The 23,677-nt window shown below is 44.3% G+C and carries 15 protein-coding genes; 10 read left to right on the plus strand and 5 right to left on the minus strand.

Translation table 11 applies throughout. The features are described 5' to 3' along the window. Nucleotides 1-37 precede the first annotated feature (37 nt). Nucleotides 38-3,025 (plus strand): autotransporter domain-containing protein, encoded by a 2,988-nt coding sequence (locus tag GKR48_RS10510; RefSeq protein ID WP_154628051.1) that lies wholly within the window; start codon nucleotides 38-40, stop codon nucleotides 3,023-3,025. A 134-nt stretch (nucleotides 3,026-3,159) separates the two neighbouring features. On the opposite strand, the gene asd is transcribed toward GKR48_RS10510, so the two are convergent. Continuing rightward, nucleotides 3,160-4,266, minus strand: coding sequence for an aspartate-semialdehyde dehydrogenase (asd, locus tag GKR48_RS10515; RefSeq protein WP_154628052.1), 1,107 nt, complete (start codon nucleotides 4,264-4,266; stop codon nucleotides 3,160-3,162). A 325-nt stretch (nucleotides 4,267-4,591) separates the two neighbouring features. Between asd and GKR48_RS10520 the strand changes: the two genes are divergently transcribed. Both GKR48_RS10520 and yidZ read left to right on the plus strand, forming a co-directional pair. Next, nucleotides 4,592-5,776, plus strand: a complete 1,185-nt coding sequence (locus GKR48_RS10520) for an MdtL family multidrug efflux MFS transporter (RefSeq protein ID WP_154628053.1) — start codon at nucleotides 4,592-4,594, stop codon at nucleotides 5,774-5,776. After that, the gene (gene yidZ / locus GKR48_RS10525; RefSeq protein ID WP_336431147.1) at nucleotides 5,769-6,734 is read left to right on the plus strand and encodes an HTH-type transcriptional regulator YidZ; all 966 of its coding nucleotides are present in this window, start codon (nucleotides 5,769-5,771) and stop codon (nucleotides 6,732-6,734) included. Before GKR48_RS10520 ends, yidZ begins: the two co-directional genes overlap by 8 nt. Before the next feature lie 106 nt (nucleotides 6,735-6,840). Here the strand turns inward: yidZ and ykgO are convergent, their stop codons facing one another. Then, nucleotides 6,841-6,966 (minus strand): type B 50S ribosomal protein L36, encoded by a 126-nt coding sequence (ykgO, locus tag GKR48_RS10530; RefSeq protein ID WP_006660624.1) that lies wholly within the window; start codon nucleotides 6,964-6,966, stop codon nucleotides 6,841-6,843. Between the two features lie 206 nt (nucleotides 6,967-7,172). Here ykgO and nagK point away from each other — a divergent pair, with 206 nt between their 5' ends. The 5 genes from nagK (at nucleotide 7,173) to GKR48_RS10555 (ending at nucleotide 17,029) form a co-directional block, all read left to right on the plus strand. Next, nucleotides 7,173-8,084: an N-acetylglucosamine kinase gene (gene nagK, locus GKR48_RS10535; RefSeq protein WP_154628054.1), complete on the plus strand. Its 912-nt coding sequence runs from the start codon at nucleotides 7,173-7,175 to the stop codon at nucleotides 8,082-8,084. Nucleotides 8,085-8,479: 395 nt separating this feature from the next. Continuing rightward, entirely contained in the window at nucleotides 8,480-9,118 is a 639-nt protein-coding gene (locus GKR48_RS10540) for an OB-fold-containig protein (RefSeq protein ID WP_154628055.1), read from the plus strand. 74 nt (nucleotides 9,119-9,192) lie between these two features. Further along, complete coding sequence (locus GKR48_RS10545) at nucleotides 9,193-11,394, plus strand: flotillin family protein (protein WP_154628056.1); 2,202 nt, start codon at nucleotides 9,193-9,195, stop codon at nucleotides 11,392-11,394. Nucleotides 11,395-11,513: 119 nt separating this feature from the next. Continuing rightward, nucleotides 11,514-16,451, plus strand: a complete 4,938-nt coding sequence (locus GKR48_RS10550) for a DNA repair ATPase (protein ID WP_154628057.1) — start codon at nucleotides 11,514-11,516, stop codon at nucleotides 16,449-16,451. Next, on the plus strand, nucleotides 16,451-17,029 hold the full coding sequence (locus GKR48_RS10555) for a rhomboid family intramembrane serine protease (RefSeq protein ID WP_154628058.1): 579 nt from the start codon (nucleotides 16,451-16,453) through the stop codon (nucleotides 17,027-17,029). The genes GKR48_RS10550 and GKR48_RS10555 overlap by 1 nt, the downstream gene beginning before the upstream one ends. On the opposite strand, the gene GKR48_RS10560 is transcribed toward GKR48_RS10555, so the two are convergent. Beyond that, nucleotides 17,021-17,692, minus strand: a complete 672-nt coding sequence (locus GKR48_RS10560; RefSeq protein WP_154628059.1) for a helix-turn-helix transcriptional regulator — start codon at nucleotides 17,690-17,692, stop codon at nucleotides 17,021-17,023. The genes GKR48_RS10555 and GKR48_RS10560 overlap by 9 nt on opposite strands. A 74-nt stretch (nucleotides 17,693-17,766) precedes the next feature. Here GKR48_RS10560 and GKR48_RS10565 point away from each other — a divergent pair, with 74 nt between their 5' ends. After that, nucleotides 17,767-19,197 (plus strand): MFS transporter, encoded by a 1,431-nt coding sequence (locus GKR48_RS10565; protein WP_154628060.1) that lies wholly within the window; start codon nucleotides 17,767-17,769, stop codon nucleotides 19,195-19,197. Between the two features lie 49 nt (nucleotides 19,198-19,246). Here GKR48_RS10565 and GKR48_RS10570 read toward each other — a convergent pair whose 3' ends face one another. Together GKR48_RS10570 and GKR48_RS10575 are read right to left on the minus strand one after the other, a co-directional pair. Beyond that, complete coding sequence (locus GKR48_RS10570) at nucleotides 19,247-21,043, minus strand: IucA/IucC family protein (protein WP_154628061.1); 1,797 nt, start codon at nucleotides 21,041-21,043, stop codon at nucleotides 19,247-19,249. Between the two features lie 200 nt (nucleotides 21,044-21,243). Beyond that, nucleotides 21,244-22,734 carry an MFS transporter gene (locus tag GKR48_RS10575; protein ID WP_154628062.1) on the minus strand — a complete coding sequence of 497 codons (1,491 nt, stop codon included), beginning with the start codon at nucleotides 22,732-22,734 and terminating at the stop codon, nucleotides 21,244-21,246. Nucleotides 22,735-22,827: 93 nt separating this feature from the next. On the opposite strand from GKR48_RS10575, the gene GKR48_RS10580 reads away from it, so the two are divergent. Continuing rightward, on the plus strand, nucleotides 22,828-23,367 hold the full coding sequence (locus GKR48_RS10580; protein ID WP_154628063.1) for a TetR/AcrR family transcriptional regulator: 540 nt from the start codon (nucleotides 22,828-22,830) through the stop codon (nucleotides 23,365-23,367). Nucleotides 23,368-23,677 lie beyond the last annotated feature (310 nt).

Raw genomic sequence — 23,677 nt, forward strand, 5'->3', positions numbered from 1 at the left:
ATAGATTTTACCCTTTCTAAAAATCTATAGGTCTATAATGAACAAAATAACTCCCGCGGTATCGCTTGGTCTATTTGCTCTATTTAACGCCCAAATTACCTTTGCAAACTCCGATTATATTGATGCCAGTGAATTCATCATTGAGCAACGAAATCAGCGGCTTGACGAACTAAGAAACCAAGTCATACCGCCGTATCCAGCCCTGCAATCTCAAGCCGCGCAGTGGGATAAAGACGTTAGCCAGCAGGCAATGCAATTAACAGGAAAACGCAAAAAGAACGCTGAAAAAGATAAAAAAAATACACCAGAATATCTTTTTAACCTTTACCGAGAATACGTATTTAATCAAAAGGGATTTAATTATAATGATTTTAAAGAAATTAAAGCCTATAACCGTTTAGAGAATTTATTCCATTTAGCTACTCTTGCAAATGACCCAATTCAAAATCAAACTCGTTCAATGGGTTTTATTCTCAAAGACTATTATTCACGTGGTCGTCCACATCAAGTACTCGATGATAAAGGCGAATATCTCCCAAACTATATTGATATTAGAGGCTCTTCTTACCCAAGCGAACATACTTGGAATGGGTTTAAACAAGCCGCTATATTTGCGACAATTTTTCCAGAAAAAGGCGCTCAATTCTTTGATAGAGCCATAGGCTATGGAGAAAGCCGCGTGATTGTCGGTTCGCATTTCCCAACCGATACCATTGCCTCACGCGCCGCCAATTATTATCTTCTCGCTCATTTACTAAAAGAGGATAAAACCGCCAATGCACTGATTAGCCAAGCCAAAGAAGTACGCCAAGAGCTAAACACCCAATGCACCATCAATGATAAAAAATGCAAACCACCGATAGGCTCGCTCCCCTCTTTTAATGAAAACCTAGGTTACTACGCTAAGCAAAGTGAGCAGCCATCTCCGGCACTCCGCGTAGATCAAGTTCCTGCTGATGCCGCGTATTTGCTACGCCCTCGCTTTGCCTATCTTAATAAATCGCAGTGGCAGCAAATTATTGCAGGCACTGCCTATCCCACAAACTCTTTAGCGGGCTGGGGAGTTAAACAAAATCAACCTGAAAGCCACTGGGGGCTGATTAACTTACCGAAAGCCTACAAAGGACCAACACATCTTGCTGAAGATTGGGTTGTGGATCAGCGTGTGACTCAAGACGATGTTGCAAACGTCGGTATAGCCGATACTTGGAGCAATAATATTGAGGGTAAAGGGCGCTTAATTAAACAAGGGGAAGGAACATTAACCTTAACGGGTACTAACCGTTTTGCAGGACTTGATATACAGCAAGGTCGTGTGATTTTAACGCAAGAAAACCACTTAACAGGCCCCATCAACATCAATGGTGGAGAGCTTAACGTCAAACATATTCTGCATGCGCCAGTCGACGTCACCAATGGCACATTAGCGCTCAGTCATAGCATCAAAAATACGGTGACATTAAACCAAGGAGCCCGATTTATTGCTTCTGGTTCAGTTGATGACTTAGTGATTAACAATGGTGCTATCTTAACCCTTGGAGATAATACTAGAGACCCGACAAGGCATCTCACGGTGAATAACACCGCCATCTTCCAGCCTGGCAGTGAATTTCATGTGGATCTTCAAACAACAAGCACACAGGAGTTTGATGCCCTACAGTCTAATGATACGGTGATCATCAACGGCGGTAAGGTCAAAGTGTTCTTCGCTGAGAAATCACCGCCATTCAATGAACGTATGCCAAATGAAGATGAAATTCAGGGGCGATTTCGAACCGAATATAAAATTATTAGCGCTAAAAAAATCCAAGGGAAATTTGATGGTGTAGAACCAAACTACCTGTTCATCGGCACTACATTAGATTACGGTGAAGATCCTCTCTCATCGAACACTAAATGGGTTACACTCAACGTGGGGCGTAGCGACCTTGCATTCGATACGTTTGCAAAGACGCCAAACCAAACCGCCGTTGCTCACGCCCTTGAAGATCTTCCCTTGAGTAACACGCTGTATGAACGCTTAGTGCTCAGCAATACCACCGCAGGGGTTAACGACCTTCTTCGCACCCTATCCCCACAAATTCATATCGATACCCTTGCTAGCCAGTTGAATAACCATCGCCAATATCACGGCACGCTGCTGCAACAAACACGCGTATCGGAAAATATCGTCAAAGAGCGCGGAGATAACCGTGGTAATGTGTGGGTAAATATTCCCTACCATTGGGACAGAACACAAAGCGATGGAAACGCTTCCGGCTTTACCAATAGCAATTATGGCGTGTTCTTAGGCGCAGATAAGCATTTCTTCAATGATGACTTTATCTTTGGCATGAGCACTGGTTTTACCAAAAATTCCGTCTCTGGTGGTGTCGGTCATAGCCATAGCAACAACTATTATTTAGCGGCTTATGGCTCTCTGCAATTAGCGCCAATCACCTTACGTGCAGGGCTTGGGCACACATGGCATACCATCAAAACCGATAGAACAGTCACCTCATCCATTTATTCCGATCACAATACCGCCGACTATAAAGGCAAGACCAACCACCTGTTTATGGAAGCCGCTTACCCGTGGAAATCGGCATTTATCAACGCCGAGCCGTTTGTGAACTTCGCCTTTACCAATGCGGAAAGTCATGGATTTAGAGAAAAAGGAGAAAAAGCCTCGTTCGTTACAGGTCGCCAATCCCTTGATGCCACCACTACAACGCTGGGATTACGTTTAGATAACCAGTGGAAAGTGGGTAAATCATCCTCAATCGATGTACACGGGGAACTCGGCTGGCTGCATCAATATGACAAGCAGGAACGCGAAATGGCATTTCGATTTGCCCAGCGCGACCTACTTGCACCACCGCTTAACTATCATGGTGTGAATGCACCGCAAGATGGAGTAGCACTCAAGCTAGGATCGAATATTCAGATTACTGACAATACCAAGCTATCCGTGGATTACAGCCAATTTACGGCCAAGGGATATTTAGAAAATAATCTTGATGCCAAATTGTTAGTATCGTTTTAATTCGTTAGTCTCGTTGTAATTCATCAATACGATAATTATCAACACAGTAAGCATCAATACAATAAAGCAAAATGGCACCGGAGCGTTTAATCACTCCGGTGCCATTCCTATTTAGGTTCGTTAAGAAAAGCGAACTACAGCAGAATTCTCAACATGCGGCGCAGAGGCTCCGCAGCACCCCATAGCAACTGGTCACCCACAGTAAATGCGGACAGATACTCAGGGCCCATATTCAATTTACGCAGACGCCCTACTGGCGTGCTCAGAGTGCCTGTCACTGCCGCAGGAGTCAGTTCACGCATCGTGATTTCACGGTCATTTGGCACCACTTTCACCCACTCATTATGGGAAGCCAGCAGCTGCTCCACTTCGTTCAGTGGCACATCTTTCTTCAGTTTTAGCGTGAACGCTTGGCTATGGCAGCGTAATGCACCCACACGAACACATAAACCATCAACCGGAATAATATTGCTGCCTGTTGCCAGAATTTTGTTGGTTTCCGCCTGACCTTTCCACTCTTCACGGCTTTGACCATTTTCTAACGCTTTATCAATCCACGGGATCAAACTGCCCGCGAGTGGAACACCGAACGCATCCGTTGGCATGGAACCACTGCGCGTAAAGTCTGTGACTTTTTTCTCGATTTCTAAGATAGCCGACGCCGGATTTTGCAGCTCTTTCGCCACTTGCGCGTGTAAAGAACCCATTTGCGACAAAAGCTCACGCATATTACGCGCACCCGCACCGGATGCAGCTTGATACGTTGCGACGGAAGCCCACTCAACCAAGTTATTTGCAAATAGACCGCCCAGTGACATCAGCATTAAACTCACCGTACAGTTACCGCCGACGAAGGTCTTAATGCCTTTATTTAAGCCGTCTTGGATATGCTGGTGGTTCACTGGATCTAAAATAATAATTGCATCGTCTTTCATACGCAGTGCAGACGCGGCATCAATCCAGTAGCCTTTCCAGCCCGCTTCACGTAATTTTGGATACACTTCATTGGTATAATCGCCACCTTGGCAACTAATAATAATATCCAGTGCGCTCAGTGCATCGATATCAAATGCATCTTGCAGCGTACTGCGATGACCACCAAAAACAGGCGCTTCAGCCCCGTGTTGGGAGGTGGTAAAAAAGACCGGGTGAATAACGTTAAAATCCCCTTCTTCTGCCATTCTTTGCATCAATACGGAGCCGACCATTCCGCGCCAGCCAATAAACCCTACATTTTTCATTCTCTTCACCCTGTCTGTTTACATACATCACCCAAAAAATTTCTACCCTCGACTTTCACTTTGCCAATCGAAGCGGGAAATTTTTCGGAAAGATAAAATTCAGAAATCATCAATCAACCGTATTAAACGTGACAAAATATGAACCAGTGTGCAAGTGAATTTCATCACTAATAGCAAGAAGATTAGTAATAACGCTAATAATTAGTAAAAAGTTATTGATTGATAATTTCCATTTTGGAAAATACTATTTTCCAATTAATCCATACATCCCATCACTCAACCCAATTAAGATTAGCGGGTTAATCCTCACAAAGTAGCGTATCTCATGACCAAATATGTCCTTTTTAGTTTCTGGATCGTCCTTATCTATCCTTTGGGCGTCGACCTCCATTTAACCGGTATTCCTTATATTGCCGCCGATTTAAATGCCAATGAAAGCCAGCTCCATGTGGCATTTTCTATCTATTTAGCGGGTATGGCATCCACCATGTTAATTGCCGGATGGTGCGCCGATCATATTGGTCGAAAACCTGTCGTTTTAGTTGGTACGATGGTATTTGCCATCGCCTCTGTTATCGCCGGAAATGCCACATCTATCGATATCTTCTTGATAGCACGATTCTTCCAAGGGATTGGTGCAGGCTTCTGTTATGTCGTGACCTTCGCTATTTTGCGTGATGTGTTGACGCCGCAGCGACGCACCAAAGTGCTCGCCGCAATGAATGGCGTAACCTGTATCGCCCCCGTATTAGCGCCTGTCATTGGATTTGCGATTTTGCTGATCTACCACTGGTCTGTAATGTTCTACTTTATGGCGGGTTATGCGGTTATCAGTATGCTCTTTTGCTTAATCTTGATTAAAGAGACAAAGCCTTCTTCAGCATCACCCGCAGCACAATCGAATGCCCAGACTGCCACTGAAGAACAGTTATTTAGCCCCTTCTTTGTCACACGCTTGATTATCTCCTGCTTCGGCATGGGTGTGATCCTGACTTACGTTAACGTAGCCCCAATTATCTTGATGGAAAACCTTGGTTTTACGACAGGTCAATACTCTACTGCCATGACCTTACTAGCGATGGTCAGTATGGGAACCTCATTCTTGATGCCAAAACTGATTTCGACATTTAATAGTCGAACCTTACTGAATACCGCGTTAAGCCTGTTTTTGGTCAATGGCGTCCTGCTTGCCATCTATCTGATTGCACTCCCACATTTGGCGCTGCTGTACATCGTCTTTGCCTTCTGTGGTATTGGTTTCTCAATGCAGTTCGGCATCATCATGAGCCAAGCACTATCGCCATTTGCCAAAAAAGCGGGTATTGCCAGTTCTGTATTGGCCATCTCACAATTAAGCTGCGCCTCGGCGTATATTTGGGTGATGGGTGTGATGGGCGTTCCATCAATCAGTATGTTGTTAATTATCTTGCTTGCAGCGGGAATGATTGGCATGGTGTTGCTAAGAGTACCCACCACGCAAGTCAACCAACAGGTCGCTACATGTGAATAAGCAACTGCATCGATTAGACTTAAATTTACTGGTTATTCTGCAGTATTTGATGGAAGAACGCAGTGTTAGCCTTGCGGCTAATCGCTTGGCAATCACCCCATCTTCGGTCAGTAAATCCTTGGCAAAATTACGCCAATGGTTTGATGACCCCCTATTTATCCGCAGCCCGCAAGGGCTGCTTCCGACCCCACTCATGCTACGTATTGAAAAATCACTGCCTGAGTTTTTAAATCTTTCACACTATATTGCTGAAATTCGTGATACCGAAAAACCCAGCGGGATGACTTTCCGCTTAATGATGGAAGCCCCGTTAAACTTAATCATGCTTCACGATTTATCCCTGAATATCCTCAATCAATACCCAGAATCCGAGGTCATTGTACGAGATTGGGATTATAACTCGCTGGCCGCACTGATTGCGGGGGATGCGGATATCGGGTTAGTCGGTCGTGAAAGTTTTCATTTATCCAGAGAGTCGATAAGCCAACTACCCGATATTCTAAATTTCGAAGTGTTATTCACCGATAAACCGCTGGCGTTTATCCGTAGTGACCATCCGATTTTGCAAGAAGAATGGACGTTGGCAAATTACTTAAAATATCCCCATATCAGCACCGAATTTGGCAACCGTATTCCGTGGGCGCTCGATGATTTACTGGAAACCATGGGATTACACCGCCAAATCCATTTATCCTTTTCGACCTTTGAACAATCCCTCTTAATGGCTTCTCGCCCGGATCATAACCTTATTACTAGCTCCCCCGGCTATTGCCAACACTATGTTAATGATTTCAATCTTGATTTAGTCTGCCTTCCTCTTCCTGTTGATGACATTCTCTACCAGCAGCTCGAAATTCCTTTTTTAATGCTGTGGCACAAGCGCAATTCCTATAACTCAAAAACTCTGTGGCTCAGAGAACAGATCAAAAACAGTACGCTTGAATTTGTGAAACCCTGACTTTGTGAAACTTTAAGTTTGTAAAACTCTAAAAAAACGCCCTAGCAAGGAGTATGAATTGCTAGGGCGAAAGCAAGGATGCGAAGAAACAGAGACTAACGGAATACTAACCTTGTACAGCTTTGAAACGAGGATTGGTTTTGCAAATCACGTAGATACGACCACGACGGCGCACAACTTGGCAGTCAGGATGGCGCTGCTTAGCGGTTTTTAATGAGCTGAGAACTTTCACGGTAACTCCCAATAACAATTTAAGGTAAACTCAATGTAATGTTATAATATTACAATTATAGGGTATGACAATAATCCAATTAAAATCATCCCGCAATCATTTTTTGGGAAACTTTTGTATAATTAAGCCATTACTGACTCTCTGTCATTATTTATCAAATAGATACATTTCTATTTAATGAAATAGACCAATTTGAGGAAGATGAAATGTATTACGGCTTTGACATGGGCGGCACCAAAATTGAGCTAGCAGTGTTCGACCAAGCGCTCAATCAAGTGTGGCAAAAGCGTGTTCCAACCCCCAAAGATGACTATCTCGCGTTGCTCAATGCTTTTCGTGATTTAACGGCTGAAGCGGATGCGCAGTTTAACTGCCAAGGTAAAATTGGTATTGGTGTTCCGGGGATCGTCAATCACTCAGAAGGCGTGGTATTTACGACCAATGTCCCAAGCGCACAATATAAACCTTTCATTCATGACCTGACCAAGCTGTTAAATCGTCCAGTTAAAGTTGAAAACGATGCCAACTGCTTTGCCCTATCAGAAGCGTGGGATCCTGAATTCAAGCGTTACCCTAGCGTTCTAGGCTTGATTCTTGGCACTGGCGTTGGCGGCGGTTTTGTCATCAACGGTAAGGTTTTATCGGGAAAAAATGGCATTGCAGGGGAAATCGGACACATGAATATGAGTGTTCGTGCCGCAAAATACCTCGGGGAAACCGTCCCTGAAATTGTCTGTGGTTGTGGTCAAACCGCCTGTTTTGAAACCTACCTGTCAGGCCCCGGCTTCGAACGCATCTATGCTGCATTTGCCGGTGAGAAGCGCTCAGCCATCGAGATTATTGAACGTTATTACAACGGTGATATTGCCGCTAAACAGCATGTTGAACGCTACATGATGGTGCTGGCGATGTTTATGGGGCAAGTTATCACCGTCTTTGATCCTGACTTAGTGGTGATTGGCGGCGGTCTGTCGCAATTTGATGAGATTTATCACCTATTACCGGAAATAGTACCGCAATATCTTTATGGCATTGCGAAAATGCCCGCTATCGAAAAAGCCCGTTACGGAGCCTCTGGCGGCGCCCGTGGCGCTGCATTCTTGAATCTCGTCGACTAATTTTCCACGCATTATTATTTCCGCATATTGTTCCGCAATCGCATCTCTACTCTTTCGACTTATCGAGAGTAGAGATGACCAATACCTCAAAATCACCAAAATATAATTGAGAATGGTTATCATCTTTGTTAGGTTTAATTAAATTGACTAATAATCAATAAGTTGAATCTATTTTTCTTTTTCAGATTGACTACAGAAAATTAACCATAGAAATCAGCGAGATAATCTAGAAACTAGACTTGTCCTATATTGTTCACTTGAAAAGCGCTTATGATAGATTCAGTTCTGCTCATTTTTTGATAAGTGAGTAATAAAAACACAATTAAAGGTCATATTCGCAGCCGACAAATACCCGCTAAAGTCACATTCAGCCACTTAACTAAAGAGAAAAATAAATGAATTTGTTTTTAGAAAATTGCTTGGCTTTCCCGACCATTATCTTTAGCGGTTTACTGATTATTGTCCTTTTTTACTGGCTCTGTGCCGCTTTTGGCCTGTTAGATATTGATTTATTTAATATCGATACCGAATTGGATGCTGACGGCCTCGATCTTACTGGCTTTGCTGGCTGGCTAACAAAACTCGGTTTAGCCGGAATTCCCGTCACCATTATCTTGACGCTATTTACCCTTTTCGGCTGGCTGATTAGCTACTTTGCTGCGCATTTATTCCTCCGTTTTATTGATATGACCTTGCTGCGTTATGCCGTCGGCGTCACATCACTGGTGATCACTGCCTTTATCTCCCTGCACTTAACCGCCATTTGCCTAAAACCCATCCGTAGTCGACTGATTAACTTTAATAAACCCAAAACGGTTCATCAGCTAATGGGAAAATTGGCAACCGTACGCTCCGGAACAGTCACAGAACAAAATGGGGAAGCCACTTTAGAAGATGGTGGTGCAGGGCTGATTTTGCAGGTTAGAGCACCTAGCGATGAAAATATTAAACGCGGAGATCGCGTCGTTATCATCAGTTATGACCCTCAATCCCACAGCTACCAAGTTGTCACCGAAAACGAATTCAGGCAGTAAACACAAAAAATAAACTACCTACTTTGCTAATTAATAAAGAATGACGATATCGTCAGAACCCATGGAGAAGAAATATGGATTTGGCTGAATACATGCCTTTTTTAACGGTTGTTGGGGGAGTGATCATCATCATTCTTGGGTTCTTTGGTTTATTTAAAGCTTTCTACATCAAAGTCCCTCAAGGTACCGCTCTGATTGTCAACGACATGTCCTCACAACCCAAAGTGCATTTTACGGGTGCGTTAGTGTATCCCGTTATCTACAAAAAAGAGTTTATGCGCATTTCGCTACTGACTCTGGAAGTCGACCGCCGTGGTAAAGATGGCTTAATTTGCCAAGATAACTTACGTGCCGATATTACCGTTGCCTTCTATCTACGGGTGAATGAAACCACCGAAGACGTATTAAAAGTAGCTAAAGCTATCGGTGTTGAGCGCGCATCTGACCATCAAGCCGTCAGTGCTCTATTCAGTGCTAAATTCTCAGAAGCCCTGAAAACCGTAGGTAAGCAATTAGAATTAGCCAAACTGTTCGAAGACCGCCAAAGCTTCCGTGATCGTATTGTGGACGTGATTGGTAAAGATCTTAACGGTTATGCGTTAGAAGACGTGGCAATCGACTATTTAGAACAAACACCGAAATCTGCCCTCGACCCGAATAATATTTTCGACTCCGAAGGTATTCGCAAAATCACCGAAATTACCGCTATCCACAATATCGAAACTAACCAAAAAGAGCGCGACCAAGAGTTAGCTATCAAGAAGAAAAATGTGGAAACCCGTGAAGCGAGCCTGGCATTAGAGCGCCAACAAGCCGATGCAGAAGCCCGTCAAAAACGTGAAATTGATAATATTCGTGCACGTGAACAAGCCGAAACGCTACGCGTTCAAGAAGAAGAGCGCCTCAAGTCAGAACAAGCTCGCATTCAAACTCAGCAAGAAATTGAAATCCGTGAAGAAAACCGCATGCGTGAAGTGGAAGTGGCTCAACAGAACCGCACCCGCGCCGTGGCGATCGAAGAAGAGCGCGTAAACCGAGCTCGCGAACTCGAAATTGTCGCTCGTGAACGTGAAGTTGAACTGCAACGTATTGAAAAAGAAAAAGCGCTAGAAGAAGAACGTAAAAACATTTCTAACGTGATCCGCGAACGTGTCGCCGTCGAAAAAACCGTCGCGCAAGAAGAGGAACGCATCAAGGAAGTCCGCGAAATTTCAGAAGCTGAGCGTATGAAGCAAGTTACTGTGATCAACGCCCAAGCAGAAGCAGAAGAAGCGTTAGTTCGTCAGGTGAAAAAAGCCGAAGCCGATGAAGCCAGTGCCAAGCACCGTGCAGAAGAAATCAGCACTATGGCACAAGCCGAATTGGAAGCGTCCGCCAAACAGGCTGAAGCCAAAAAACGCTTAGCGGAAGGGATTGAAGCAGAACATGCCGCACTTGGTTTAGCAGAAGCCCGCGTTCGCCAAGCGACCGCTGAAGCTGAAGAGAAAGAAGGTCTGGTTCAAGCCAATATCACCGCGGAAAAACTGTTAGCCGAAGCCCGTGGTCTGAAAGAAAAAGGCTTAACCGAAGCGCAAGTGATGGAAGCCAAAGCCAATGCCGAACGCGAACAAGGTTTCGCCGAAGCGAAAATTCTGGAAGAGAAGTTGGCAGCACAGGCACGTGGTGAAGAGCAACAAGCCAATGCGAAAGAAAAACTCGGCTTGGCAGATGCCAAGGTCTTGGAAGAAAAACTGGCCGCTCAAGCTCGCGGTGAAGGCCAATTAGGGGCAGCGCAAGCCGAAGTTATCCGTCAACGTCTGAAAGCGGAAGCTGATGGTCTGACTGATAAATTCCAATCAATGGATCATCTCAGTGATACCGCACGTTCACACGAAGAGTTCCGTATGCGCCTTGAGAAAGAGTTCGAGCAATCCATGGCATCCATTGAAGCGAACAAAGAAATTGCTCGCGAGCAAGCGGATGTACTGGCTGCGGCTCTCAGCAAAACTAACATCGAAATTGTGGGCGGTGATGGCGACTTCTTTAACACCTTCTCCAAAGCACTAAGCTTAGGTAAAGCCGTTGATGGGTTTATGGATAAAAGCAGCTTTGCCAAAGATAACCTTGAAAAGTTAGTCAATCGCGTCACAGAAGAGAAGAAAATTGATATCGCTTCCTTACTGCAAAACCCTGAAGTCAAAGAGTTAATCAATGGCTTTATGGCAGCAAAAAGCGCGCCACAAACAGCGAAAAATATCGTGAGCAAACCTGTGTCTTACGATAATAACCAAAGCTAATTTATCAATATTCAGGCTTTTCAAGTAAGTTTTATACCTCATCCCGCCAAGTTGCTGCATATAGGCAACTTGGCGTTTATGAGCGTATCTCTTTTTAAGACCAAGGAAATTCGTTAAACATGTCAGAAACCCAAGATGTGAATCGCGAACAGGAAATTCTCGACAGTGCCGTCGCAGAAGGTGGCGCGTACGAAATATTACGCAAGCGCCTAACCGAACAAGGGCAGCAACTTCACCAAAAAGCAGCTCAACTCAACGACCGCCGGTTGACTGAATTTGGTCAAAGCCAGATGGACATCATCGGGCGTATCCGTATTCGTACCGAAAATAACTGCCAAGCGAGGGACATTGTCCGCGTCGGTGATTGGCTGCTATTTGGCTATAACGTTTTTCTGGGTCTGAAAAAAGAAACTCACATTGAAGATGTTTTTTCCCTCTATCAGCTCACTGAAAATGAAGGTGATTTTGATGTAATCTCTGTCCCTTACGAAGAGACATTCCTCAATGACACCCGCTTTGTTCAGGATTTTACTGAGCTGTATACCTATTACAAAAACACGCAATTACTGCAATTAGTTGAGCGCGATGGCAAGCTATTAGCCAGTTTTCAAATTGGTGATCGGTTAACCGACGTGCGTGTTTTCCGCTGGTCAATTTCCAGCGATAAATCCCGCATCGAATACATCGATAACCGTGGCGAACGCGATATCGCCCTGCCGCCAACCAATGATTTCGAATGGGTGCGCACCACGCGGGAAAATACCGTTAATGGTCGCTATCCTCACATTAATATTCTCGATACCGTCTTTGTGGAAACCATCGGCGGCGACCTGACCATCAAATGTGAAAATAATACCGAAGATGGGTTAGGCATCTACCGAGAAGCGGTTCTCGATAAAAACCAATCCCTCGATGACGCCCAGATTGAATATGCGCAGACTGGCAGCCTGATTTTACTCAAAATATTGCCATACCGCGAAGAGAGCTGGCGCTATCTGATTTACAACATTCTCAACCAAACCGTTCAACGAATTGATGCTATTGGGCAAGCCTGTGTGCAGTTGCCAGAAGATCATGGGATTATCTTCCCCGGCGGCTACTACCTGCAAAATGGGGAGTATAAAACCTTCGAGCAACAAATGGATGGCATGCGTTTTCGCCGCCTGCGTCGTTCGCCTAATGGAGAGGATGTGCTGTATGTGTTTTATTCCCCAAACCAAGGCCGTATCGCTCTGTTCAATTACAATTTAATTGAACGTAAACTCGCTGTGCCATTAATCGGCCACGGTTATGCCATGCTCGAAGATGGCAAAATGGTACTGTTCGAAGGGGAAGGCGATGAAGCCACCCGCGTACACCCAATGCAGGTTTGGCAAACCCCATTCTATTCTGATGAATTTGCTGATAAGCAGCCGCCTCGGGGTGGGTTTCTTGGGCGCATCGGTAATGCTGATTTAGTCCGTGGGATTTCTGAGATTCTCCATGTCGCCAAAGAGATTGAAGGCAACCAAGTTTCCGTTTCTCGCTATGAACAACTTAGCCAGCAACCGAAAAACTTGCTGGATATTTTCTATTGGTTTAACGACGACCAGTGCCTAGGTATTGGCAAACTCTTAAAAGAGATCGCCCAAACCAGTGAGCTGGTGCTCGACGAATACGAAAAAGTCGAAAGCATCCGCCAGCAATCCGTCAAATCCATGAATGAGGCGGTCACTCGCCAACGCTCTTTACTGTCCCTCACCTTGCCGGAAGGATGGACGGACATTCAACAATTTGTGGATGGGCTAAACGCCTTAAACGCCCAACAAGGGCACCTGATTTCATTGCGAGAATTCCGCTATATGGATCTCACTAAACTCAGTGAGATGGAAAATGAAATCACCGAGGCACAGCAGCGCGTCTCCCAAGGTACTGCGCAGTTTCTTGCCAGCGACAAAGCCCTGCAACCGTTTAAAACTCAGCTCGCAACCTTTGAAGAGTTAATTGAAAAGGCACAAACCAGCGCGCAGTTAGATATCCCAATGAATGACATGGAAAAAATGTCAGCGGATTTGGATATGCTCTCTAACTTAATGGCTTCCTTGAGTTTTGATGATGTCACTTTACAGACCCACATCATCGATGCCATTTCACACATTTATGCCCAATTAAACCAATCTCGTGCCCGTCTACAACAAAAACGCAAATCCCAAACCAGTGTTGAGAGCGTGGCGCAATTTGGGGCGCAGTTCCGCCTATTTAGCCAAGGGATCACTAACGCACTATCCCTCGCGACCGACCCAGAACGTTGTGATGATCAGTTATCCCGATTACTGGTTCAGTTAGAAGAGCTAGAAAGTCAGTTTAGCCATCATGATGAATTTCTTGATGATATTCTGGCAAAACGTGAAGAATTACTGGAAACGTTTGAGTCCCATAAACAAGTTCTGATTGATGACCGCCAGCGCCGTTCGCAGAATTTATTAACCGCCGCCGACCGCTTGTTAGAAAGCCTTCAACGCCGCACTGTACGCTTGCAAAACCAAGATGAACTGAATGCGTTTTTTGCCACCGACCCACTCGCACAGAAAACCCGTGAAATCATCGAAAAACTTCGGGAAATCAACGATAACGTTAAAGCCGACGATATCGACGCCAGACTCAAAGCCTCTCGCGATCAAGCCATTCGTATTCTGCGAGATAAAACCGACATCTTTGAAGATGGAGGAAACATTATTAAGCTGGGCCGCCACCGTTTCAGTGTGAACACCCAAGAGCTTGACCTGACTATCTTGCCAAAAGATAACCAACTGTGGGTGTACCTCACCGGAACGGATTTCCAAGAACCCATTGAGAACGCCGAACTTGCACAGTTGCAGCCTTATTGGACTGCCAATCTTGAATCTGAATCTGATGCCGTTTATCGCGCTGAATACCTTGCGTATTCCATCATTTATGCCACAGCAAAACGCCAAGATGGTTTGAATTACGACGCCCTAAAAAATGCTCTGTCTGCCCCTGAAAAAATCGATAAACTGGTGCGTGATTTTGCGGCTCCACGCTACAAAGAAGGCTACGAAAAAGGGATCCACGACCATGACGCTATCGCGATATTGAAAAAGCTGATCCCGATTGGTGAAAGCGCTGATTTACTGCGTTTCAACCCAACAGCTCGCGCCATCGCGGCGATTTTTTGGCATCACATTCAAAGCAACGAATACCCTGCCCAATGGCCAGAACGTGCCAGAACCGCGATGAATATCCGCCAGCTGTTCAATAACGATGATGCCCTTTTAGATCTTCAAGCGGAGATCGAAGCCGATATCAGCTTATTCCTGCAAGATAACCCGATTAATTGCCAAGCTCATGAACAAGCTCAAGCCGCGGAATACCTCAGTTTTGCGTTAGCCAGAACGCCGATTGAATTGGTGTACAGCAAATATGCGCGGGACTTAGTGGCGGCACTACAAACGCGCTTAGAAGAAGCCCATATGTGGCTGGATTTCAATCATTCACAACAAAACCTTGGCACTCGCTATGCTCAGCGCTGGGCGCTGTTGCAAAATTGGCTGCAAGGGCTGTGTTCGATTGACGAATTTGCACACTTACGTCCGTACATTCCGGGTGCCATCGCCATTATTATCTTAGATAAAATGGCATCGGCACGTTATAGCGAAGCCGATTTATACTTTAAGGTTACTGGATTACTGGGGGATCACCCAACCATCCACAACCAAACCCTCTCATTAAGTTTGGATGACTTTTTCAGCCGAATGCGCGAACAGCGTAAGCAATTTATTCCGGCCTTCCGTCAATACCAAGCGCTACGTCAACGCATTGTGAGTGAAGAGCGTAGCCGCCTAAAACTCCATGAGTTCAAAGCTAAGCCGCTGAGTTCATTTGTGCGTAACAAGCTGATCAATGACGTCTATTTACCAATTATCGGTGACAACATGGCGAAGCAAATTGGTGCCCTAGGCGAAAACAAACGTACCGATTTAATGGGCTTGTTACTGATGATCTCCCCGCCAGGTTACGGTAAAACCACCCTGATGGAGTACGCGGCTGACCGCCTTGGTCTAATCTTTATGAAGATTAATGGTCCTGCACTTGGGCATGATGTGTTGTCCCTCGACCCAGAACAAGCCCCGAATGCTACCGCCAGACAAGAGCTGGAAAAACTCAACCTCGCCCTCGAAATGGGCAACAACGTGATGCTGTATGTGGATGATATTCAACATACTCACCCTGAGTTTTTACAGAAATTTATCTCCCTGTGTGATGGAACCCGTCGCATAGAAGGGGTATGGAAAAACAAAACCAAAACCTACGATATGCGCGGTAAAAAATTCTGTGTTGTCATGGCGGGTAACCCGTATACCGAATCAGGCGAAGTGTTCCGTATCCCTGATATGCTCGCCAACCGTGCGGATATTTATAACCTCGGTGAAGTACTCGGTGGGATGGATGATGCCTTTGCACTGAGCTACATTGAAAACAGCCTGACCTCAAACCCTGTATTGGCACCGTTGGCGCTGCGCGATTTAAACGATTTGTACTTGCTGGTGGATAAAGCCATGGGCAAATCAGTTTCCACTAACGCACTCAGCTACCCATATTCCGATGCGGAAGTAAATGAAATTACTGCAGTTATTTCCCGATTACTCAGCCTACGTGATGTGGTACTGAAGGTAAACCAGCAGTATATTGCCAGTGCCGCACAGTCCGATAAATATCGAACCGAGCCGGCATTCCGCCTGCAAGGCAGCTACCGAAATATGAATAAACTCAGCGAGAAAGTCTCTTCCGTTATGAATGATGATGAATTGGAGAGATTGCTGGATGACCATTATCTTGGGGAAGCGCAATTATTAACGACCGGTGCTGAAGAGAACTTATTGAAGTTGGCAGAATTACGCGGAAGGCTGAATGAGAAAGATGCCGCTCGCTGGCAGCAAATCAAGAAAGACTTCTTGCGTAACAAAGCATTAGGTGGTGATAATGCCGATGTGGGCGACCGCGTTGTGACTCAGCTCGCTCAACTGGTTGAAAGCGTACAATCTCTCGGACATCGATAATGCAAACTTGGCTAAGCCCGCGAATTAAATTACTGATTACCCTTGCGGGTTTGCTGATCACTATCCAAATCGCCAATAGTTTAAGTGGCTACGCGCTTGTTGGGTTCGGTATCCAACCAAGAACGCTGCACGGGCTGGTGGGGATTATCTTCGCCCCACTGATCCACGGGGATTGGGCGCATCTTCTGAGTAATCTGCCGCCATTACTGGTGTTAAGCGCCCTACTGCTACATGATTCCATTCGAAAGTACGCTTACGCCAGCGCATTTATTATTGTGGTTGGCGGCTTGATTGTCTGGCTAGTGGGCAGAAATGCACTGCACATTGGCGCTAGCGGCTGGATTTTTGGGCTTTGGGGGCTATTGATTGCCCAAGGTTTTTTCCGCCGCAAACTGTTAGATATCATTATCGCCCTGTTGGTACTGTTCTATTTTGGCGCGATGGCGAGCGGGTTATTGCCTGTTCATCAACAAATATCGACAGAATCTCATATTGCGGGTGCCATCGCCGGAATAGCCTATGCGTGGTTAGCCAATAAAAAATTAAAAGCGACGCCGCCGACTACCCTTTCAAAGTAACTCGCTACACACTGTAACCCTATACACACAACGCCCTGCGCCATCAAGCAAGTATTGCTCCCGTTCAACATTCACTTGGCTCCCTAATACTTCGCGAAACAGTGCCAATTCCGAACGGCAAAAGTTTTGGCACGCGGTTGCCGCGGCGCAGATAGGGCAATGATTTTCGATAAATAACCAGCTATCGCCTTCCTGTTCCACCTTTGCCATATAGCCCTCTTCGCTACGAACCTCGGCGAGTGCGGCTAAACATTTTTCCAATGGCAACCCTTGGCAACGCTCTAAATATTTACTGCGGCTTTCCGCTTCTCGCTGTTCAATCAGTTTTTCTAGCCCCGCATCACCAAAAATGGTTTTCACTGAATCAATGAGCTGCAAGGCCAGCTGGGCATGGGTATCGGGAAAACGCTGATGCCCCAGTTCTGTTAAGATCCAGTTCTGTCGAGGACGCCCAGCACCTGACTGAGCTGTACATTGGACACCTTCCACCAGCCCCAGAGACGTTAATTTATGGATATGCTGGCGTGCCGCTTCCCCCGTTAAACTTAGGTCATGAGCAATCACAGCCGTAGAAACGGGTCCTTTGGTTTTGATGCAAAACAGCACCTTATCCACTGCTTGAGTAAGATTTAGATTATCAAAGTATTTACTTGCTTTATTCATAGTGCGATTTTATTATCCAAGACAATACTTGGATAATACCCTTTTCTATACTCTTTCGTCCAGCAGGTCTTCGTATGAGCAACAAAACAGTCACCGAATCCAATAAAACAGGCACCGAACCTCAAGGAAAATGGGCCGATTTACTCAGCGGCACCAATGCCTTATTGACGATAGCCCTCACTGGCGGCGTCGCACTCCATGCTATCAATATTTATATTGTCACTACGATTTTACCGAGCGTCGTCAATGATATTGGCGGCCTTGAATATTATGCGTGGAATACCACGCTGTTTGTGGCAACCTCCATTATTGGCTCTGCATTATCCAGTAAAGTACTGGATAGCCTAGGGCCTAAACTTGCCTATCTTAGCGCCCTCACACTATTTTCCTTGGGTGCCATTTGGTGTGCATCCTCACCGTCCATGTTCACCTTATTGGGTGGACGCGCCTTGCAAGGGCTTGGCGGCGGAATGTTATTCGCGCTTAGCTATGCGCTGATCCGCATTGTCTTCACGCCAAACTTGTGGTCACGCGCCATGGGAGTGATATCCGGTATGTGGGGAATAGCTACGTTGTGTGGTCCTGCCATTGGCGGTATTTTTGCTCAAGGGGGTCATTGGCGCTGGGCTTTTTGGGCTTTATTGCCCGTGGCGGTTGTTCTGGCAATGATTGTTATCAACCAATTGCCAGGAAAAAAATCTCAGCAAGCGCAAACAACAAAAATTCCCGTTCTGGCGATTTCACTGCTGGTTATCTCCGTACTTGCTATCTCAATCGGTAGCTTATCTGAAAGCTTGCTCAGTAATCTTGTCGGGTTACTCATTGGTATTGCCTTGCTCATCACCATTGCGTTTATTGATGGCAAGAATGGAAAGCGTTTACTCCCCACAGGGGCTTACTCCCTGAAAACTCAACTTGGGGTTATTTTCCTGACGATGTGTCTGCTAGTGGGGGGAATGACCACCGAAATTTATGTCCCTTACTTCCTGCAAACCATTCACCAGTTTTCACCGTTGATGGCAGGTTATTTAACTGCCGTGATGGCAGCTGGGTGGACGGTGGGTGCTTTACTCAGCGCCAATAAAACGGGCACCATCGTTTTACGTATTCTCAAGATAGGCCCTGTTATCATCTTGGTATCATTGGTTATTCTCGCGATACTGACCCCTAACCTTGCCTTAGTCACCTCCATGTCTTTATTTATTCTCTATTTAATCGCCATGATGGGGGTTGGATTAGGGATTGGCATTTGCTGGCCTCATTTAGTTCTGCGGGTCTTTAAGGCCGCGCCAAAAGGAGAAGAAAACCTCGCTTCTTCCTCTGTTATCACTATTCAATTATATGCGACCGCATTATCCGCAGCATTAGTGGGAGTGGTGGTCAATAATAGCGGATTGATTAATCCTGGTGGGTTAGTCGGTGCTCAGCAAGCCTCTGTATGGCTATTTGCCTTGTTTGCCATTAGCCCACTCTTGGCTGCGATTTTAATTCGCAAAGTTAAATAGTTAAGTCACTGAAGGATACCCAAATGTGAGTATCCTTTTCTTATATTAACTATTTTTTAAATAAAAATAATGGGTTAGATATCACTTTATTAAGATGCTTATTGGTTTTGATTTCGATAAGCGACAAACATTCCGGACCATGCAGTACTTTTTGTTGATTCAAGCATGTTTGTTTAAATGCTGGTTCAAACAGATTTAATCGCACATACTTCTCGTGTAATTCCGGGTGCTCTTCCTGATATTCATGAATATTATCCGCAACCAATCGCCAGAAATCATCCTCATCTAAGCATTGATTTTTATCTAAAATAACAGCCATATAACGGAAGAAATAGTCGAATGATTCAGTCCAAAAATGTTCAATTTTCTCACTGTCTAACATAGTGTAAGTGCGTTCAACTAGTGCCTCAGGTAACTCACCTTCATGGTTTAAAATACCAACCTCTTCCGCAATGTCCTTCATGAAAATGCCGGCAGGTTTGTCCTCTTCGATAATCAAAATGACGTTTTCACCATGAGGCATAAATACAACATCGTAAGCGTAGAAGAGATGCAATAGCGGCGATAAATAGCGTTTTAAATACTCACGTATCCATTCTCGCCCAGACAAACCGGATGCTTTGATTAATTCAATAAGGAAAGATGTACCGTGATTATCAATATGGAGTAATGACGCCATGGTCATTATTCTCTGATTTTTATCGATTTTATTATATGGATTTTCTCGCCACAGTGCGGACAACATATGTTTTTGAGGCGATTCTTCAGAGATAACCCTTTCAAACAAGGTGTCTCGGTACCCTATTGCAGCAACTTCTTTCAGTAACTTGAAATTTTTCTCAATCAAATAAGCATCTTGTGAAAATATATTATCGAGACTTTCATTAACTATCGGTGCCGTTTTCATTGCATAAGGGGAAAGCCCGCGCATAAATCCAGTGTTAAAAATAGAGATGGCTAGCTTGATATAACGCTTATTTGGCTGACTGATATTGAACAGTGTTCGAATCGATTGCTGGGCCTTATAAGAATCAGAACTTATTCCTAAGTAAATAATTTTTTGACGAGCAATATCAGCTGCAAATCGAATTAAGATTTTTTCACGCCACTGCCACTGATGCACTGGCATCCAGTAGTAATCTTCGTTCAATACCTCATGCTGTTGAAGCACCTCATTGAAATGACTAATTTCCTCTTTGGAGAGCTCTGAATGGATTAAATCTTGGTAATTTAATGAGGAAATTGCACTGAACGTAGCTTTATCTTTATGAACCGCTATCCACACAACATGTTGTTGAGCGCCACATTCTGGGGAATATTTAAGAGAGTCAATAAAATCAAATCCATAACACCCTTTATTGATGGCTAAAACGGGGTGCCCTTCGTCCATCATTGATTCTATTAATTGATAATCGGCATGTATCAGTGATTCCGCGTTAAGACGTTCAGTCGCTCGCTTATAGGTCCAACTGTTTAATGTAGATATCAATTCATCAATGTGTATGGGCAGCAATGATTTATCTACCTCTAAAAATTCAAATAATTCAATAAACAGTTCTAAGGCATCAATAGGAGCTTCTTGCTCTTGCTTATATTTTTTAATGGACTCAAGACAGATATCTAAATGCTCTAAGAGATACGGCTTCGCTTTAAAATGATATCGAACCTGTTGGCTATCAATATTAAGCACATAATTATCATCATTAACGAGTATCGGCGTGATAATTCCTTCGTGAGTAAATTCCGTCAAAATCTTCTTTGCCATGATTTTATTCGCCGCAATCCAACTGTCTTTATTCAAGTAATTATCACGGAAAATCAAGCTATCACGGTGGTTTAGTTGCATAAATCCCCTCTATTTTCATTCTCACTAAATTGAAAATGCAGAGTAAGTAAAATGCGCTAGATAAACCATTTTAAAGGGTGTTAGATATACATACTTATTAGATGATTTTAAAATTAATGAAAAGTGCGCTTTTATTCAGCGCACTTTATGCTCAATTTTTAAACCATATTATTTTGGCAACATGATTTAGACAACATTGCTTAGGCTGTACGCTTTTGGCGAAAGAAAAACGGCAACACCACAATACTCACCACCAGCACGATTGTCGTGGCAATCATGACAGACATAAATGCGCTATCAAATGCCATATTCGCCTGATTTACTAAGAGATTTGCACTATCTTGCGGTAACCCCTCTGCCACAATTAACGCTTCATCGAGGCTATCATAGACTTTGTCTGCTACCGTTAAACCTGCCGGTAATACCAGCTTGGCGGTATAAACCGCACTCATCAAGCCACCCATAAATGTCACACCAAGCACGCTACCTAACTCGTAAGCCACTTCTTCAATGGATGCTGCCATTCCTGCTTTTTCATCTGGCGCATTTAACATGATGGTGGTTGATGCTGTGGTAAAAATGGCACCTAACCCGAACCCAATACAGAATAAAAATGACAGTAATACCAAACCAGTTGAGGTTTTGAAGACCCACGCAACCCCAATCACGCCGACTAATGTGCAAAGAAATCCTAAAATCATCATCAGCTTTGCGCCGACTTTATGCAAATACATGCCTGCTAATGGAGCCGCTAACACGGACGCAATCGGGATCGGAATAATGTATAGCGCCGCTTCAAATGGGGTGTAATCCAGAACCAACTGTAAGCGTTGACTTAACAGAAGTTCAACACCAACGATAACCACGATGGATAAAATCGCCATCATGATCCCAGCAAAAAACCGTGTGTCGCCGAGTAATTTGAAATCAATCATCGGCGATTCTGATACTAATTGTCGACGGCTAAAAATAACCAAAAATACAATGCCTACCGCAGCCGCTATCAGCAACGTAAACCAATCAATATTCTGTTTCCCCAGCTCTTTTAAGGCATAAATTGAGCCAATCAAGCCCACCAAAATAAATAAAGAGCCTAAATAATCAATAGGTTGATTAGAATTCTTACTACTTTTCGGAATTAAATAGAGTGCAAAAGGGATCACCAACAGAACCACCGGTACGTTGATCAAAAATACAGAACCCCACCAAAAGTGATTAAGCAATATACCACCAACTAGTGGTCCTATAGCCGCACCACCGGATGCCACAGCAGACCAAATACCAATCGCCAGCGCGCGTTCTTTCGGGTCTAAAAAGACTTGGCGAACAATCGCTAACGTCGCTGGCATGCTAATCGCAGCACCGACCGCTAAGAAACCACGAGATAAAATTAAGCTAAATGCTGTTGGTGAAAATGCCGCACACAAAGAGGCAAGTGCAAATAGAGGCAATCCAAGTAGAAACATAAATTTATGCCCTACTTTATCACTTAACATTCCCGCAGCGGGTAAGAGACCCGCAACGACTAATGGATAAGCATTCATGATCCATAATTTTTCAGATGCTGTTGCACCTAAATCATGGGTTAACTTAGGTAACGCGGTATATAGCACGGTGACATCAATGACGATGAGAAATAACACACTCGATACTAATAGGAGGATAATCCAACGTTTATAATCTGTTATCATAAAATCTTCTCAACTTGTTTAATTGATCACCTTGATGGATGATCGTGTTACAATATAATTCCATACGTATGTATTGAAAAGAGGTTTTTTTAAATGGGACGTCAACGAACGATTGATCGTGAGAAAGTGCTGGAAGCAGCAGAAGAGATTGTTATCAAACAAGGTGCTACTGCACTCACGATTGATGCAGTCGCCAAATCAATGGGGATTTCTAAGGGTGGAGTCCAATACTGCTTTGGTAATAAAGAAGCGTTAATTGATGCGATGTTTGAGCGTTGGGGTCACTCTTATGATGAAATTTTCAGTAAAGCAATAGCCCAAGATAACAGTCCTGAAGGTCAAGTGATTGCGCACATAAAAGCCACAGCGGATCACGATAAAACCAGTATCGCCAAAGGTGCTGCGTTAATGGCATCACTGCTTCAGACGCCTGAATATTTAGAAAGCACTCGTAAATGGTATCGAGAACGCATTGCTAATTTAGACTTATCAACCGAAAGCGGCAAACGAGCTCGATTAATGTTTTTAGCCACTGAAGGCACTTTTATTTTGCGCCATTTTGGTTTGATGGATATTGATGATGCAGAATGGCAATCAATCTTCAGTGATATCGAAAACACCTTTAAATTTTAGGTGAAAATCCATTTTTGATATCGCTAACACTCTCTTTTTTATATTTTTATCTAAAAAGGAGAGTATTCAATGAATAAAATAAGTAATGGGTGCATAGGTAAAGTATTTCAGCCACATATTAACCAAAACCACCCGCTTTGGCACAACCTAAAAACAGAAAAAACCGGTTTATAGAGAGAATAAACAGGTTGTTTAATACCGGGTTGTTCAATAAATTGCTAAAACATCCCAAGAAGACAAAAAGACAGAAATCGCACCACCCCATCCGAGTTTCGTAAAGCTGGCTATACCTGAAGTTATCCCTCTAAAG

It is taken from the genome of Providencia sp. wls1943 (genome assembly GCF_009706275.1).
Classification (GTDB): Bacteria; Pseudomonadota; Gammaproteobacteria; order Enterobacterales; family Enterobacteriaceae; genus Providencia; species Providencia zhijiangensis.